16 protein-coding genes are annotated in these 15,335 nt (G+C 69.6%); 12 read left to right on the forward strand and 4 right to left on the reverse strand.

Annotation, left to right across the window (positions count from 1 at the left end; genetic code table 11):
• Positions 1-56: 56 nt before the first annotated feature.
• Positions 57-2,891, forward strand: coding sequence for a vitamin B12-dependent ribonucleotide reductase (locus ACZ7CF_RS39350; RefSeq protein WP_470372225.1), 2,835 nt, complete (start codon positions 57-59; stop codon positions 2,889-2,891).
• Positions 2,892-2,907: 16 nt separating this feature from the next.
• Here ACZ7CF_RS39350 and ACZ7CF_RS39355 read toward each other — a convergent pair whose 3' ends face one another.
• Positions 2,908-3,420 carry an HNH endonuclease gene (locus tag ACZ7CF_RS39355; protein WP_360398448.1) on the reverse strand — a complete coding sequence of 171 codons (513 nt, stop codon included), beginning with the start codon at positions 3,418-3,420 and terminating at the stop codon, positions 2,908-2,910.
• Between the two features lie 135 nt (positions 3,421-3,555).
• Here ACZ7CF_RS39355 and ACZ7CF_RS39360 point away from each other — a divergent pair, with 135 nt between their 5' ends.
• A complete protein-coding gene (locus ACZ7CF_RS39360; RefSeq protein WP_470372226.1) occupies positions 3,556-4,107 on the forward strand; it encodes a hypothetical protein in 552 nt (183 codons plus the stop codon).
• Between the two features lie 25 nt (positions 4,108-4,132).
• On the opposite strand, the gene ACZ7CF_RS39365 is transcribed toward ACZ7CF_RS39360, so the two are convergent.
• Positions 4,133-4,465 (reverse strand): CGNR zinc finger domain-containing protein, encoded by a 333-nt coding sequence (locus ACZ7CF_RS39365; protein WP_470372227.1) that lies wholly within the window; start codon positions 4,463-4,465, stop codon positions 4,133-4,135.
• On the opposite strand from ACZ7CF_RS39365, the gene ACZ7CF_RS39370 reads away from it, so the two are divergent.
• The 3 genes from ACZ7CF_RS39370 (at position 4,443) to ACZ7CF_RS39380 (ending at position 8,626) form a co-directional block, all read left to right on the forward strand.
• A complete protein-coding gene (locus ACZ7CF_RS39370) occupies positions 4,443-5,336 on the forward strand; it encodes an alpha/beta fold hydrolase (RefSeq protein WP_470372228.1) in 894 nt (297 codons plus the stop codon). The genes ACZ7CF_RS39365 and ACZ7CF_RS39370 overlap by 23 nt on opposite strands.
• Positions 5,337-5,412: 76 nt before the next feature.
• Positions 5,413-7,890: a PEP/pyruvate-binding domain-containing protein gene (locus tag ACZ7CF_RS39375; protein WP_470372229.1), complete on the forward strand. Its 2,478-nt coding sequence runs from the start codon at positions 5,413-5,415 to the stop codon at positions 7,888-7,890.
• A gap of 70 nt (positions 7,891-7,960) precedes the next feature.
• Complete coding sequence (locus ACZ7CF_RS39380) at positions 7,961-8,626, forward strand: EcsC family protein (RefSeq protein ID WP_360398438.1); 666 nt, start codon at positions 7,961-7,963, stop codon at positions 8,624-8,626.
• 3 nt (positions 8,627-8,629) lie between these two features.
• On the opposite strand, the gene ACZ7CF_RS39385 is transcribed toward ACZ7CF_RS39380, so the two are convergent.
• Positions 8,630-9,388 carry a bestrophin-like domain gene (locus ACZ7CF_RS39385; RefSeq protein WP_360398436.1) on the reverse strand — a complete coding sequence of 253 codons (759 nt, stop codon included), beginning with the start codon at positions 9,386-9,388 and terminating at the stop codon, positions 8,630-8,632.
• Between the two features lie 86 nt (positions 9,389-9,474).
• Here ACZ7CF_RS39385 and ACZ7CF_RS39390 point away from each other — a divergent pair, with 86 nt between their 5' ends.
• The 7 genes from ACZ7CF_RS39390 to ACZ7CF_RS39420 all read left to right on the forward strand — a co-directional run bounded on the left by ACZ7CF_RS39390 (position 9,475) and on the right by ACZ7CF_RS39420 (position 14,836).
• A complete protein-coding gene (locus ACZ7CF_RS39390; protein ID WP_470372230.1) occupies positions 9,475-10,677 on the forward strand; it encodes a DUF6923 family protein in 1,203 nt (400 codons plus the stop codon).
• Between the two features lie 178 nt (positions 10,678-10,855).
• Entirely contained in the window at positions 10,856-11,014 is a 159-nt protein-coding gene (locus ACZ7CF_RS39395) for a hypothetical protein (protein ID WP_360398432.1), read from the forward strand.
• A gap of 142 nt (positions 11,015-11,156) precedes the next feature.
• Positions 11,157-11,585 (forward strand): CBS domain-containing protein, encoded by a 429-nt coding sequence (locus tag ACZ7CF_RS39400; protein WP_470372231.1) that lies wholly within the window; start codon positions 11,157-11,159, stop codon positions 11,583-11,585.
• Positions 11,586-11,620: 35 nt separating this feature from the next.
• Positions 11,621-12,550, forward strand: coding sequence for an MBL fold metallo-hydrolase (locus tag ACZ7CF_RS39405; RefSeq protein WP_470372232.1), 930 nt, complete (start codon positions 11,621-11,623; stop codon positions 12,548-12,550).
• A gap of 365 nt (positions 12,551-12,915) precedes the next feature.
• The gene (locus ACZ7CF_RS39410; protein ID WP_470372233.1) at positions 12,916-13,152 is read left to right on the forward strand and encodes a hypothetical protein; all 237 of its coding nucleotides are present in this window, start codon (positions 12,916-12,918) and stop codon (positions 13,150-13,152) included.
• Positions 13,153-13,209: 57 nt separating this feature from the next.
• Complete coding sequence (locus tag ACZ7CF_RS39415; RefSeq protein WP_470372234.1) at positions 13,210-14,175, forward strand: DUF3500 domain-containing protein; 966 nt, start codon at positions 13,210-13,212, stop codon at positions 14,173-14,175.
• Positions 14,153-14,836, forward strand: a complete 684-nt coding sequence (locus tag ACZ7CF_RS39420) for an endonuclease V (protein ID WP_360398420.1) — start codon at positions 14,153-14,155, stop codon at positions 14,834-14,836. Before ACZ7CF_RS39415 ends, ACZ7CF_RS39420 begins: the two co-directional genes overlap by 23 nt.
• Here ACZ7CF_RS39420 and lspA read toward each other — a convergent pair.
• Positions 14,802-15,287: a signal peptidase II gene (gene lspA / locus ACZ7CF_RS39425; RefSeq protein WP_458433710.1), complete on the reverse strand. Its 486-nt coding sequence runs from the start codon at positions 15,285-15,287 to the stop codon at positions 14,802-14,804. The genes ACZ7CF_RS39420 and lspA overlap by 35 nt on opposite strands.
• Positions 15,288-15,335: the final 48 nt, after the last annotated feature.

The following is a 15,335-nucleotide window of genomic DNA, read 5'->3' on the forward strand; positions in this document are numbered from 1 at the left end:
TTGAGAGCGCGCGACAACACCATCTTTCTGAAGCACCAGCACGAGGGAGATCCACCGTGACCGAGACCGTCGGCGGCTCAGCCAAGAAGACAGCCGCACGGGCGGCTGCCAAGCCTGCTGCCGCGCTGAAGGTCCAGCGCGTCTACACCACCGAGGGCCGCCACCCCTATGACGAGGTCACGTGGGAGCGCCGCGACGTCGTCATGACGAACTGGCGTGACGGCTCGGTGAACTTCGAGCAGCGCGGTGTCGAGTTCCCCGAGTTCTGGTCGGTGAACGCCACGAACATCGTCACCAGCAAGTACTTCCGCGGTGCCGTCGGCAGCGAGAAGCGCGAGCAGTCGCTGCGCCAGCTCATCGACCGCGTGGTGAAGACCTACGTGGGCGCCGGCAAGGAGCACGGGTACTTCGCGGGCGAGCAGGACGCGGAGATCTTCGAGCACGAGCTGACGTACATGCTGCTGCACCAGGTGTTCAGCTTCAACTCGCCGGTGTGGTTCAACGTCGGCACGTCGTCGCCGCAGCAGGTCAGCGCCTGCTTCATCCTCGCGGTCGACGACACCATGGAGTCGATCCTGAACTGGTACCGCGAGGAGGGCCTGATCTTCAAGGGCGGCTCCGGTGCCGGCCTGAACCTCTCGCGCATCCGCTCCTCCAAGGAGCTGCTGTCCTCCGGCGGCACCGCGTCCGGCCCGGTGTCGTTCATGCGCGGCGCCGACGCGTCCGCGGGCACCATCAAGTCCGGTGGCGCCACCCGCCGTGCCGCGAAGATGGTCGTCCTCGACGTCGACCACCCCGACGTGGTCGAGTTCATCGAGACCAAGTCGCGCGAGGAGGACAAGATCCGCGCGCTGCGCGACGCCGGGTTCGACATGGACCTCGGTGGCGCGGACATCGTGTCGGTGCAGTACCAGAACGCGAACAACTCGATCCGCGTGTCGGACGAGTTCATGCACGCCTACGAGAGCGGAGGCGACTTCGGCCTGCGCGCCCGCCAGACCGGCGAGGTCATCGAGCGCATCGACGCCAAGGAGCTGTTCGGCAAGCTCGCCAAGGCCGCGTGGGAGTGCGCCGACCCCGGCATCCAGTACGACGACACGATCAACGACTGGCACACCTGCCCCGAGTCGGGCCGCATCACCGCGTCCAACCCGTGCTCGGAGTACATGCACCTGGACAACTCCAGCTGCAACCTCGCCTCGCTGAACCTGATGAAGTTCCTCGGCGCCGACGGCAAGTTCGACGCCGTCACGTTCGCCAAGGCCGTCGAGCTGATCATCACCGCGATGGACATCTCGATCTGCTTCGCGGACTTCCCGACCGAGCCGATCGCGGACACCACCCGCAGGTTCCGCCAGCTCGGCATCGGCTACGCCAACCTCGGCGCGCTGCTGATGGCCACCGGCCACGCGTACGACTCCGAGGGCGGCCGCGCGCTCGCCGCGACCATCACCTCGCTGATGACCGGTGTGTCCTACCGCCGTTCCGCGGAGCTCGCGGGCATCGTCGGCGCGTACGACGGCTACAAGCGCAACGCCACCGCGCACCAGCGCGTCATGCGCAAGCACGCCGCGGCGAACGACCTGATCCGCACCTACCACGCGAACGACTCGGCGGTGCACAAGGTCGCGACCGAGGCGTGGCAGCAGGCCCTGGAGGTCGGCGCGAAGAACGGCTGGCGCAACGCCCAGGCGTCCGTGCTGGCCCCCACCGGCACCATCGGCCTGATGATGGACTGCGACACCACCGGCATCGAGCCCGACCTGGCGCTGGTCAAGTTCAAGAAGCTCGTCGGCGGCGGCTCGATGCAGATCGTCAACCAGACGGTCCCGCGCGCGCTGAAGGCACTGGGCTACCAGGACGAGCAGATCGAGGCGATCGTCGAGTTCATCGGCGAGCACGGCCACGTCGTGGACGCGCCGGGCCTGCGCCGCGAGCACTACGAGGTCTTCGACTGCGCCATGGGCGAGCGTTCCATCGCGCCCATGGGCCACGTGCGGATGATGGCGGCCACGCAGCCGTTCCTGTCCGGCGCGATCTCCAAGACGGTCAACATGCCGGAGACGGCGACCGTCGAGGACGTCGAGGGGATCTACTACCAGGGCTGGAAGCTCGGTCTGAAGGCGCTCGCGATCTACCGCGACAACTGCAAGGTCGGCCAGCCGCTGTCGGCGGGCAAGGGCGCGAAGGCGACCGAGGAGAAGAAGGCCGCGACGGAGACGGTCGTCGAGTACCGCCCGGTCCGCAAGCGCCTGCCGAAGAAGCGCCCGTCGCAGACCGTGTCGTTCACCGTCGGTGGCGCCGAGGGCTACCTGACCGCCGGCTCCTACCCGGACAACGGTCTCGGCGAGGTGTTCGTCAAGCTCGGCAAGCAGGGCTCCACGCTGGCCGGTGTGATGGACGCGTTCTCGATGTCGATCTCGGTGGGCCTGCAGTACGGCATCCCGCTGGAGTTCTACGTCTCGAAGTTCCAGAACCTGCGCTTCGAGCCGGCGGGCATGACCGACGACCCGGACGTGCGCATCGCGACCTCGGTGCTGGACTACCTGTTCCGCCGCCTGGCGCTCGACTACCTGCCGTACGACAAGCGCGCGCAGCTCGGCATCTTCACCGCCGACGAGCGTTCGGCGCAGGTCGCCGGCGAGTACGGCGCCCCGGTGACGTCCGATGTGGACCTCGAGGGCCTGCGTGGTTCCGTCGAGGCGGCGCCGACCCAGGTCGACGCGCCCGCGGAGGCGCCGAAGCAGGTCGGCAGCTCGACCGAGCTGCTGGAGCTGCACCTGGGCAAGGCGGCGGACGCGCCGTTGTGCATGACCTGTGGCACGAAGATGCGTCCGGCCGGCTCGTGCTACCTGTGCGAGGGCTGCGGCAGCACCTCCGGCTGCAGCTGATGCGGTGAGCGGACCGTCACGGCAGCTCGATGCCGTGGCGGTCCGCCAGCTTCCTCTCGATCTCCGCGATCACGCACGCGATCGTCGACGGGTTGAGCCTGCCCTCCCCGAACTGCACGACGGTCTTCGCGAACTCGTCAGCCGCCAGCTCGCGGCACTCCGCGTTCAACGTCCCGTGGTCGACCGCGGCTTCTTTGAAGCACTCCAACGGTTTGCGGCCGAAGATGACCTCGAACTCCGCCCACCCGCGGATGGTCCAGTAAGTGTCGTGCGAGGACACTGACGTCGCACGCAGCCATCGCCACAGGTAGCGCGGATCGGTGTGCGTCGGGGCCTCGCGGTGGCAGCGGCCGCACAGCAGCACGAGGTTCGACACCACATCGGTGCCACCCAGCGACGTCGGCACGATGTGGCACTGTTCCAGCGAGGCCCGGTATCCGCAGCGCCAGCACCGTTCGCAGGCTTCGCTCCAGTCGACGGCAACCCGCTCCAGCGGCGCCCAGTGCCCGACGATCTGCTCGGCGTCCATCTGCCCTCCCCGGTTGTTGACCATCCTGTCGTCGGTGGAGCCATTTGCGTTTCGCATGTGGGCCGTCTGATAGAACAACGGCAAAGGGGCGGCCATCTCCCGGCCGTCCCTTTCCGTGTTGTCGCAGGGGGATGGATGCGTTCGTTCGACGACTTGCGCGATTACCTGTCCGAGCAGCTCAACGCCGCGATCAGGCGGCCGGGTATGCACGGCGGCGAGCCGGTGATCCTGACGTTGTTCGACGCCTTGGCGTTCGCCGACAGCCGCACGGACCGGTGGCAGGCCGAGCTGGAGGCACTGGTGACGCGCGGTGCGGCGAACGCGGCGATGGTGACCGGTGCCGTGCACGAGGTGCTCGGGTACCGCAGCGAGGACGTGATGGCGTCGGTGTACGCCGACCTCGCGCACCGGCAGGGCTGGCTGACGCTCGACACCGACAGCCGGATCCCCGGTGTGCTCGGGGAGGGCGACTGCGTGCTGACCGAGGTGGTAGAGGAGTTCGGGGCGCCACCGCTGTGGTTCGGCGGCACGAACCCGGCGTTCCCGAAAACGCTCGGCTACCCGGACCGGTCGGGTGCCCTGGTGTTCTTCCACTTCATGCCGGAGCTGCGGCTGATGGCGACGAGGCGGGGTGACGGCGACTTCCGCGACAGCTTCCTGTTCACCCCCGCCGGGCGGTCCCGGTGAACCGCTTCACGCCCAGGGCGGCGCGCTAGTCCTTGTGCCGCTGGTAGTACCGCGCCACCCGCACCCGGTTCCCGCACGTCGCGGGGTCGCACCACCGGCGTCGCGGGTGCGCGGGCACGAACAGCAGCCGGCAGCCCGGCCCCTCGCACGTCTTCACCTTCCGCACGACCGGTGACGCCAGCAGCTCCGCCGCCGCGCCCGCGAGCAGGCCGAGCGCCCGCGCGACCTCGTTCCCGGCGCGTTCGCGGGACACCACGACGCCGTCGGACCACGACAGCACCTCGAACGCCGGAGCGCCGCGCAACGCCGCGTTCAACGGCGCCAGGTCCGGTTCGGTGCCGTCACGGGCGGCGAGCACCGCCGCCTCCACCTGCCCCCGCAGCTCCACCACGGCCTCCGACCAGGGCAGACCCTGCTCGGCCAGCCCCTGCGGCAGCCGGATCACCGTCTTCTACCGGGAGGCGGGCGATCCCGCGGCGTCCAAACTCCTGCTGCTGCACGGCTTCCCGTCCGCGTCGCACCAGTACGCGCGGCTCATCGAGGAGCTGAAGGACGACTTCCACGTCGTGGCGCCCGACCACCCCGGCTCCGGCCACATCGTGGTGCCGGGGGAGCGGCACCACACGTTCGACCTCCTCGCCGACACCGTCGAGAAGTTCTTGCAGGCGCTGAACTCCACCGGTTTCACCATGTACGTCTTCGACTTCGGCGCACCGGTCGGCTTCCGCGTCGCGACCCGCCACCCGGAGTGGGTGAAGGGGCTCGTCGTCCAGAACGGCAACGCCTACGAGGACGGCCTTTCCGACCTCGCCAAGGGCTTCATCGGCAATAGTGACCCGCAGGCCGCGCGCGCCCTGCTCGCGCCGGAGCACACGAGGTTCGGCTACCTGGAGGGTGCCCGCGACCCCGAGTCGATCTCGCCGGACACCTGGACGCTGGACCAGCACCACCTCGACCTGCGCCCGCAGCCCCAGGTGGACCTGTTCCTCGACTACCACACCAACGTCGCCCGGTACCCGCAGTGGCAGGCGTACTTCCGCGAGCACCAGCCGCCCACGCTGATCGTGTGGGGCCAGGGCGACCCGTTCTTCCTCGAACCCGGCGCCAGGGCCTACCTGCGCGACCTGCCCGACGCGCAGCGGCGCCTGTTCGACACCGGCCACTTCGCGCTGGAGGAGGAGCTGACCGAGATCGCCGCGCTGATCAGGGAGTTCGCCGCGAAGAGGTGATTTATTCATCAGGTGTTGAGTTTTTGGTCGCGTGCTCGTAGCGTCATCCCCTGGGCCAGACCGCGGAGGGGTTGCGATGGCGTTCGTCAGGGACTTCGAGGAGATCGACGGCACGATGGCGGCCGTCGTGGGCGGCAAGGCGGCGAACCTCGGCGAGCTCACCCGAGCGGGCCTGCCGGTGCCGCAGGGCTTTTGCGTCACCACGGACGCGTACCGCGCGGTCGCGGGAGCCGGCGCGCCGGCGGGCACCACACCGGAGAACGCGCGCCGCACCGTGCTGGAAACCCCGGTGCCGCAGGAGATCAGGGACGCGGTCGTCGCCGCGTACCGGGGCCTCGGCGACGACGTCCCGGTCGCGGTGCGTTCCAGTGCCACGGCCGAGGACCTGCCGTTCGCGAGCTTCGCGGGCCAGCAGGACACGTTCCTCAACGTCGTCGGTGAGGACGCCGTGGTCGACGCGGTGCGCCGGTGCTGGGCCTCGCTGTGGACCGGCCGCGCCGTCAGCTACCGCGAGACGAACGGCATCGACCACCGCACGACCTACCTCGCCGTCGTGGTGCAGCGGATGGTGCAGTCCGCGGTGTCCGGCGTGCTGTTCACCGCGAACCCGGTCACCGGCACGCGCGACCAGGTCGTCATCGACGCGAGCCCCGGCCTGGGCGAGGCGGTCGTGTCCGGGGCGGTGAACCCGGACCACTTCGTCGTCGACGGCACCGAGATCGTGCAGAGGCGCCCGGGGGACAAGCGGTTCCTCATCAGGTCGCTGCCCGGCGGCGGCACCGAGCACGTCGAGGTCGACGCCGACGCCGGGCCGTGCCTGACCGACGACCAGGTCCACGCGCTCGCCGAGCTGGGCCGCAGGACGCAGGCGCACTACGGCAGCCCGCAGGACGTCGAGTGGGCGATCGACGCCGCCGGTGCGCTCCACCTCACCCAGGCGCGGCCGATCACGACGCTGTTCCCGTTGCCGGAGAACAACAAAGCCGATCACGCCTACTTCTGCTTCAGCCTCGCCCAAGGGCTGGAACGGCCGGTCACGCCGATGGGCCGCGCGGTGTTCCGGGAGATCGCCGGGTCGGCGTTCGAGATCGTCATCGGTGACCCGGCCAGTCAGTCCTATGTGGAGGCCGGTGAGCGCATCTTCTTCGACGTTACCAAGGTGCTGCGCAGCCGGGTGGGCCGCGAGTTCGTCACCCGGCTGCTCGGGGTCATGGAGGCGCGGTCGGCGGAGGTGCTGCGCGGGCTGTTCGACAACCCGCGGTTCGCCGTCACGAGCTCCTCGCCGATGCCGGCGCTCCGGCGCGTTCTCCGGCTCGCCCGCCGCTTCCACGCGCCGCAGACCGTGCTGAGGGCGCTCGCCGACCCGGAGAAGGCCGCACGCGGCGCTCGTGCGCTGGAACGCGAGGTCCTGGAGAAGGCCGCCGGTCTGACGGTCGAGCAGGCGTTGCGGCAGTGCGTCGTCCCGGTGCTGCCGCGGCTCGCACCGACCGCTCTCGCCGGGTTCGCGCTGCTCGGGCTCGTCGGCAAGGTCGCCGACGTCAGGCCAGGGGAGCTGCAGGCGGTGCTGCGCGGCCTGCCGAACAACGTCACCACCGAGATGGACCTGGCGATGTGGGACCTCGCGCGGGAGATCCGCCGAGACCCGGCCGCCCTGCGGCAGTTCCGCAACGGTGAACGCCCGGCGGCGCTGGACGCGTTCCTGGCGAAGTGGGGTCACCGGGCGGTCGCCGAGATCGACCTGGGACTGCCGCGCTGGTCGGACGACCCGGCGCACGTCATCGGCGTGGTGCGCAACCTCCTGCTGCTGGAGGACGCGGACGCCGCTCCCGACGCGGTGTTCGCCCGCGGTGCCGCCGAGGCCGAGGCGATGATCGAGACGCTGGCGCGGCGCTCGTGGGGCCGCGGCTGGTTCGTGCGCTTCGCGTTGCGCCGCACGAGGGTGCTCGCCGGTCTGCGGGAGCACCCGAAGTACCTGGTGATCACCCTGTTCGGTGTGCTGCGCGAGCGGATCACCCGAGCCGGGGAGGACCTGGTGGCGCAGGGCCGGCTCCGGGCCGCCGACGACGTGTTCTTCCTGAACTTCGAGGAACTGCGTTCCACGCAGGGTGATCTGCGCGAGGTCGTGGCACGCCGGCGCGAGGTGTACGACCGTGAGATGCGGCGCCGGCACATCCCGCGCGTGCTGCTCTCCGACGGCACCGACGCCGAAGCCGTGCACCACGGCACCGCGGTGGAAGGTGACCTCGTCGGCACACCGGCGTCGGCGGGCACCGTCACCGGAGTCGCGCGCGTCGTGATGGACCCCGTCGGCGCACACCTCGAACCCGGCGAGATCCTCGTGGCGCCGTCGACGGACCCCGGCTGGACACCGTTGTTCCTCACCGCAGGCGGGCTCGTGATGGAGATGGGCGGCGCGAACTCGCACGGCGCCGTCGTGGCCCGCGAGTACGGCATCCCCGCCGTGGTCGGTGTGCGCGAGGCCGTGACGCGGATCAGGACCGGTGACCGCATCACGGTCGACGGCAGCACCGGCGCGGTGACCACGCCAGGCTGAGGGCGACGAACAACGCTGCTACCGGCCGTTGACACGTCGCCGCGGCGCCCGGACGCGTAATCTCGGGGTCGTGGCCGACTCCAAGGGTGAGCTGAGCAAGGCTCAGCAGGGCATCGCCGACTACCTGCTGCGCGCCGGTGTGGACGGGTTCGGCCCGTTCAAGAGCGCTCGCGAAGCCGCGACCGACGCCCTGGCGAAGAAGGGCGACGAGACCGCCGCGGTCCGGCACCTGATCCGCACGCACGTGGCGCTGGCCGGTGCGCAGGGGTTCATCACGAACCTCGGCGGTCTGATCACGTTGCCGATCTCGCTGCCGTCCAACGTCGCGGCCGCGTACGTGATCCAGACGCACCTCATCGCGTCGATCGCGTCTTTGCGCGGCCACGACGTGGACAGCGAGGAAGTGCAGACGGCCATCCTGCTGTGCCTGCTCGGCAATGCCGGAACCGAACTGTTCAAAAAGGTCGGCATCAAGCAGTTCACGAAGAAGGCCGCCTCGGCGCTCATCACGAAATACGGTACAAAAAAGCTCGGTTCGGTCGTCGTGAAGGGCGTTCCGGTCCTGGGCGGCGTCATCGGCGGTGGCGTCGACGCCGCTTCCACCAGGGCGGTCGGCGCGTTCGCGAACCGCTATTTCACCCAGACGGACCGCGAGCACCCGTTGCCGAGCGTCATCGACGGTGAGGTGCTGTCCGTGGAGATCGAGGAAGCGGGCGGAACGGCCGAGTCGCGGTAGTCGTCAGCTGAGCCGGTCGAGTGTCGAGGTGAACGCGTCCGGTGAGATCTGCACACCGCCGCTGAACGGGTTCTGCAACTGATGTATCGCGAACAGCAGCAGCACCAGCGTCGAGCTCAGCGTGACCGTGATGAGCAGCTGTGACACCAGGTTCGGGCCACCGAACAGGTACGGGAACAGCAGCGACAGGCCGGTGCCGATGAGCAGCGCGAGCCAGACGACGGGGTTGACGCCGCCGTCGGCCGCGTCGACGCGCTCCTGGCGGGCCTGGTAGACCTCCCACAGCTGGTTCGCGGCCTCGGTCTTGCGGTCCTCCTGCCAGCCGCCGTCCGGCGCGGTCGCCGCGATGGTGTCCCGCAGCTGGTTGAGGGTGTTCCAGCCCTTGCCGTCGACGTTCTCGCCCTCGCGCATCTTCGGCCACTCCTCGTCGACGACGGTCTGCACGTAGCTGCGGACCAGCTGGTCGACGCGGGACTTCGCCGGCTCGGGCAGCGAGCCGGTCGACCAGGTGACGGCGACCAGCGCGTTGGCCTCCTTCTGCACCTGCTCCTCGGCGGCGTTGGCCGCGTCGAACAGGGAGATGAGGATGAACGCGGTCAGCACCGCGTGCAGGCCGGCGACGATGCTGAACACCGAGCCGCCGACAGCGAGGTTCTTCTCGCCGACCTCCTCCGAGTTGAACCGGCGCGTGAAGACGACGATGACGGACGAGACCACGGCCGCGCCGAGAACCCAGAGCAGACCGGACACGTAAATACTCAATTCGGCCCCTTTCTGGTGTGGGATTAGACCACGGTCTACTGTGGCCGGTACAGCGCGGTCCGGTCACGAGCAATGGTCAGGTGGGAATGCGCGGCAACAGCAGAATTACCCGGTTGTCGTATCAAGCTGCTCCATTCCGGTGGAGCAGGAATGCGTTCGCCCTGGGTGGCGTCACCGCTCTTCTCGCGCTTTCCACCCCGCTCACCAGCGCTGTTGCCCAAGCCGCACCGGTGGCGTGCGACGCGTTCCAGGTCCGCGCGGTTCACCGTGGTGGGTGGTCGACGCTCACGCGGCTCGACGTGTCATCCGGTGGGGTGACCCCGGTAGCGCGAATCGACTACTCGGTGAATGCGTTGGGTTATTCCTCCGTGCTGGGCCGCTTGGTCGGTCTCACCTCGAAGGGCCACCACACCTGGATGCATCCCACGCACGTCGTGCTCATCGACACCAAAGGCGTGGTCAACGATCTCGGACCGGTCGTGGCGCCGTGGTTCCGCACCGACGACGTGTCCGCGGGCGCGGTCGTGGGGACGACGTTCTACGTGCGCGACAACGCCCGGTTGCACGCGATCGACATCGACCCGGCGAGCGCGTCCTACCTGCGGATCGTGCGGTCGGTGGCGCTGGACTGGCCGGCGCTCGCGCTGGACGACTTCACCCCCGAACCCGGCGGCGGGCTGACCGGGGTCTCGGCGGCGGGCCACGGACCGGGCGAGGTCGTGACGTTCGACCCGGTGTCGGGGCGGTCGGTGCGGCGGGCCGAGGTGGCGGGGCTGCCCGGCAAGTCGACCTACGGTGCCGTCGCGATCGACTCGGCGGGCACGATCTACGCGGTGAACAACGGCTACAAAGGTCGCAGCCGCGTCTACCGGATCGCGGACGGCGCCGCCGTGGAGCTGTCCACCGACCAGCCGTTCGGCCTGATCGACGGCGCCGGGTGCCTGCCCGCGCCGATGCCACCGCGGGTGGTGCCGCCCACGCCGAAGCCGGACGTCCCACCGGCGCCCGCACCTGTTCCCGTTGTGCCGCCCCGGGTGTCGACGCCCGCCCCGGTTCCGGCCGCACCGGTCGCCCCCGCCGTCCCGCCCACCGCGGTGGTGCCATCCGCACCTGCACCCTCGCCGCAGCCGGTCCCGGTACGCGCGGCGCGGCGGGAACCGCAATCCCGTGCGGAGCTCCCGCTCGACCCGAAGACCACGCCGATGACCAAGTCCCGCAAGTGGGCGATCGTCACGGTTGTCCTGGTGATGTTGGGGGCCGGAGCGGCCGCCGCACGCGCCCGCGGATAAATCGGTTGGCGGCGCCGGTCGGCGCCGCTACCGTTGCCGTCATGCTCATCATCTGAGAAGCCCCGCAGCGCTTCCGCCGCTGCCGCGTGTGCTCTTGGTGACCCTTCTCGCGGGTCCTTTCCACGGCTGTCGTTTCCGCCGTGCCCTTGCACGCCCTCGTCACAGAGGAGGCTTTCGCATGCCTGCTGCCACCCCGCCCTCGAACCGAGCCGCTCGCCGCGCCCAGAAGCGCGGCCAGCAGCCGGCCGAGCAGAACACCCGGTTCGCGTTGCCCCAGCAACGGGTTCCGGTGGTCCCGCCGCGCCAGTTCGCCGCCCGTCGCCGCGGATCCGCGTAGCCGACGCCCGAACCGGTGCGGCCACGGCAGGGGGACGCGCGTTGCTCGTGTCCCCCTGCTCCCTTCGTGGGACGATCTCCCGTTCTGTCCGGATCCGCTCTAGCCTGAGGTGCTACCGGACCGACAGGATCGGAGGCGCCTCATGAGGATCGCTGACGTGTTGCGGACCAAGGGCTCGGCGGTCGCGACCATCGCCCCGGACGCATCGGTGTCCGATCTCCTCAGAACACTCGCGGAGCACAACGTCGGCGCCATCGTGGTCGTCGGCCCGTCCGGTGTCGTGGGCATCGTGTCGGAACGCGACGTCGTGCGCCGGCTGCACGAAACCGGTGCCGGGCTGCTGACCTCACCGGTGTCGTCGATCATGACCGCCGAGGTCTTCACGTGCACGCCTTCGGACACAGTGGACAGTCTGACCGTCGTGATGACCGAACGGCGGTTCCGCCACGTTCCCGTTGTGGCAGAAGGGGAACTGGTCGGCATCGTGTCCATCGGCGACGTCGTGAAGAGCCGCATCGGACAGCTGGAACAGAGCCAGGACCAGCTCCAGGCCTACATCGCCCAGGGCTGACCTCACCGGGCTCGGCCCTCACTAGGCTCAGCCGGGTGAAGCCTTCTCCCGGCAAGCCCGAACTGGTCGAGGTCGCGCCGTCCGTCCACGCCTACGTCCAGCCCGACGGGTCCTGGATGATCAACAACACCGGTGTCGTCGTCGGCTCCGACGGCACGCTGCTGCTCGTCGACACCACGTCCACCGAGGCCCGCAACCGCGCGTTGCTCGCCTCGGTGGCTACGGTGTCCGACGCCGCACCCAGCTACGTCGTGAACACCCACCACCACGGCGACCACACGTTCGGCAACTGGCTGGTCCCTTCGTCGACGGTGATCGTCGCCCACGACGCCTGCCGCGAAGAGGTGCTCTCCGCTGGCCTGCTCGCAGCGCAGGTGCTGACCGGCCCGGACTACGGCCACCTCGAAGTGCGCCCGCCGTCGCTCACCTACACCGCGTCCCTGACGCTGCACCTCGGCGACCGCGTCGTCGAGCTGCACCACCCCGGTCCCGCCCACACCCGCGGCGACACCGTCGTGTGGCTGCCCGCCGAGCGCGTGCTGTTCACCGGTGACCTGGTGTTCGCGGGCGGCCAGCCGTTCCTCGCGGAGGGCAGCATCAGCGGCTACCTGTCGGCCCTGGAGTTTCTGCGCGCGTTCGACGCCGAGGTCATCGTGCCCGGCCACGGCCCGCTGCTGCGCGGCGCCGACATCACCCGCGTCCTCGACGACCTCGTCGCCTACACGACGTACCTGTCCGAGCTCGCCGCCACCGGTCACGCCGCCGGCCGCGCCCCTCTGCAGGTCGTCCAAGACGCGGGCCCGTCCCGCTTCTCGTCGTGGCAGGAATCCGAACGACTCGTCGGCAACCTCCACCGCGCCTACCACGAGCTCGACGGCAAACCGCTCTCCGAACGCCTCGAACTGCTCCGCGTCTGGCAGGACATGACCATCCTCCACGGCGGCCCCATCACCTGCCACGCTTAGCTCGCGACCGATATATCACCTTCACCACCCCGCCCTCACCTGCTGCTTAGCAATGAGTCTTTGGACGACGACGTCCAAAGACTCATTGCAAAAGCGGTTTTCACGTTTGCGCGGTCTCAACGAGCTGCTTGAGCACGCGAGGATGCTGTTCCAAGTCGCGTCGACCTTGTCGAGCCGCTCGGCGCTCTCCGGCCAGCCGGAGCTGCGCAACGTGACGCGCGGTACCGCCGGCGCCCTCAGGTGATTGCCCCGCTGCCGGCCCCCGGCTCCACGAGCACGCCGAGGATCGCTTCCAGCACCCAACCGCGCCGTTCAACGAACACCTGCTGCGCGACTTCGGCTCACTGAACCTCGCGTTGTGCGTGATGCTGGTGTTCGCGGCGGTGACACCCGAACGCGCGCTGACCCAGGCCGTCCTGGTCGGTTACCTGGTGTTCGCGGTGCCGCACATGACCTTCCACCTGCTTCACCTCGGGCACATGCCGTTGGCTGACCAGATCGGCAACGTCGTCTCGCTGGCCGCCGCCGTCCTGGTCCCGCTGGTGCTGCTACCGCTGACCCGCCGGATCGAACGAAAGCAGGCCCCGGTGCTCACCCGGTGACACGAACTCCGACGTCATCGGAAGCGCAACGAGCTGCGCGGCCTATAAGTTCGAGTGATGCTGCACGACGTCGCTGACGCCACGCGCCAATACATTGGTTTGCTCGCCGACGACCAGCGCGACCGAGCTGTCCGCGCGATCACCGACGACGACCTCAGGCACCGCTGGGCCTACACCCCCGGCGACCGCCCCGGCCTCGTGTTCGGCGGGCTACGACGTGATCAGCGCAAAGCCGTTCACGGCATGCTCGCGACCGTGCTGAGCCCACACGCCTACGCACAAGTCGCGGCGGTGATGGCTTTGGAAGACGTGCTCGACCACCGCGAGGGCGGCCACCGCGACCGGCACAGCGGCGACTACTGGACGGTGCTCTTCGGCACGCCCGGCGGCGACGAACCGTGGGGGTGGCGAGTCGAGGGGCACCACCTGTCCGTGAACGTCATCGTCGCCGACGGCCGCGTCTCGGCGACCCCGTTCTTCCTCGGCGCGAACCCGTCCCGCGTCACCTACCGAGGCCGCGTCGTCAGCCAGCCGCTGCGGCTGGAGGAGGAACTGGCCCGCGAGCTGCTCGACCGGATGGGCCCGACCGCCCGCGGCCTGGCCGTCGTCTCGGACACCGCCCCGCACGACATCCGCACCGGCAACGCCCCGCGCATCACGCCGTCCGACCCCGTCGGCGTGACACCCGCACAGCTCGGCAAACAGGCGGGCGAGCTGCTCGTCGACATCGTCCGCCTCTACCTGGACCGGCTCGCGTTCGAGCTCGCCGACGACGAGTTCGCCGCCCTCGACCCCGACCGCCTGCACTTCTCGTGGGAAGGCTCGCTACGCCGCGGCGAAGGCCACTACTACCGCGTCCAAGGTCCCGAGCTGCTCATCGAATACGACAACACGGCCAACGAGGCCAACCACATCCACACCGTGTGGCGCCGCCACTCCGGTGACTTCGGCGCCGACCTCCTCGCCGCCCACTACGACACGTCACGGCACACTGTCGCCCGTGGAATGGCCCAGAACGGTTGACGACGCCATCGCGCTGCAAGAACACCTGCGCAACCAGGTGATCACCACCAGCGCCCCCGACCTGCACATCGACACCGTCGCCGGCCTCGACGTCGGCTACCGCGACACCGGCCTTTGCAACGACTCGGTTGTCGGCGTCTGCGTGGTGTTCGATGCAAAGACGCTGGCCGTCCTCGATGAGGTCGTCGTCGAGGACACCACAGACTTCCCGTACATCCCCGGGCTCTTCGCGTTCCGCGAGATGCCGGTGCTGCTACGCGCCCTCGACCAGCTCACCGTCACCCCCGACCTGCTGGTCGCGGACGGCCAGGGCGTCGCCCACCCGCGCCGGTTCGGTCTCGCCTGCCACCTCGGCGTGCACACCGGCATCCCGAGCATCGGCGTGGCCAAGAACCCGATGGGCAGGTTCGACCCACCCGGCGACAAGCGCGGCTCGACGAGCGACCTCGTCATGGACGGCGCCGACGGCGACGAGGTCGTCGGCCGCGCACTGCGCACGCAGGACGGTGTGAAGCCGGTGTTCGTGTCGGTCGGTCACAAGATCGACCTGGACCGCGCGTGCGCCGAGGTGCTCCGCCTGGCCCCGCGCTACCGGCTGCCTGAGACGACCCGCCGCGCCGACGCACTCACTCGGCAGGCTGCTTCTGCGGCTGGAAGCTGAGCAGCACGAGCAGGATCGCACCGCAGACAAGCGCGATGTCCGCGACGTTGCCGACGAACCAGCCGTTGTAGTCGATGAAGTCGACGACGTGCCCGCGCGCGAAACCCGGCGGCCGGAACAACCGGTCGAGCAGGTGCGTCGTCGCGCCGCCCAGCATCAACGCCAGTGCGACCGCCCGCAGCCGGGTCTGCGGCTGCAGCCCGTACCGCGTCAGGAACACGACGGCCACGGCGGCGACGATGGTGAAGACCCACGTCGACCCCGCGCCGATCGAGAACGCGGCACCGGGGTTGTAGAGAAGCCTGAGCTGCAGGAACTCCCCGAGCACCGGGATGGGCGCGCGCCCGGTCAGCGCGTTCTCGGCCCAGAACTTCGTGGCCTGGTCCAGCAGCAGCACGAGCACGGCGATGCCCATCACGAGCGGCACGCGGCGAGAAGTGGTGGTGTCCATTTGCCGACGAGCGTAGTTAAGCCGCCGGCACCGTGCGGCAACGGCCAC

The sequence above is a fragment of the Lentzea sp. NPDC036955 genome (assembly GCF_055608005.1).

Coding starts and splice junctions, on each gene's coding strand:
- ACZ7CF_RS39360 (WP_470372226.1), top strand. CDS start 3,556: ATGCGTTCGTTCGACGACTTGCGCGATTACCTGTCCGAGCAGCTCAAC.
- ACZ7CF_RS39410 (WP_470372233.1), top strand. CDS start 12,916: ATGCTGGTGTTCGCGGCGGTGACACCCGAACGCGCGCTGACCCAGGCC.
- ACZ7CF_RS39375 (WP_470372229.1), top strand. CDS start 5,413: ATGGCGTTCGTCAGGGACTTCGAGGAGATCGACGGCACGATGGCGGCC.
- ACZ7CF_RS39355 (WP_360398448.1), bottom strand. CDS start 3,420: ATGGACGCCGAGCAGATCGTCGGGCACTGGGCGCCGCTGGAGCGGGTT.
- ACZ7CF_RS39395 (WP_360398432.1), top strand. CDS start 10,856: ATGCCTGCTGCCACCCCGCCCTCGAACCGAGCCGCTCGCCGCGCCCAG.
- lspA (WP_458433710.1), bottom strand. CDS start 15,287: ATGGACACCACCACTTCTCGCCGCGTGCCGCTCGTGATGGGCATCGCC.
- ACZ7CF_RS39390 (WP_470372230.1), top strand. CDS start 9,475: ATGCGCGGCAACAGCAGAATTACCCGGTTGTCGTATCAAGCTGCTCCA.
- ACZ7CF_RS39415 (WP_470372234.1), top strand. CDS start 13,210: ATGCTGCACGACGTCGCTGACGCCACGCGCCAATACATTGGTTTGCTC.
- ACZ7CF_RS39400 (WP_470372231.1), top strand. CDS start 11,157: ATGAGGATCGCTGACGTGTTGCGGACCAAGGGCTCGGCGGTCGCGACC.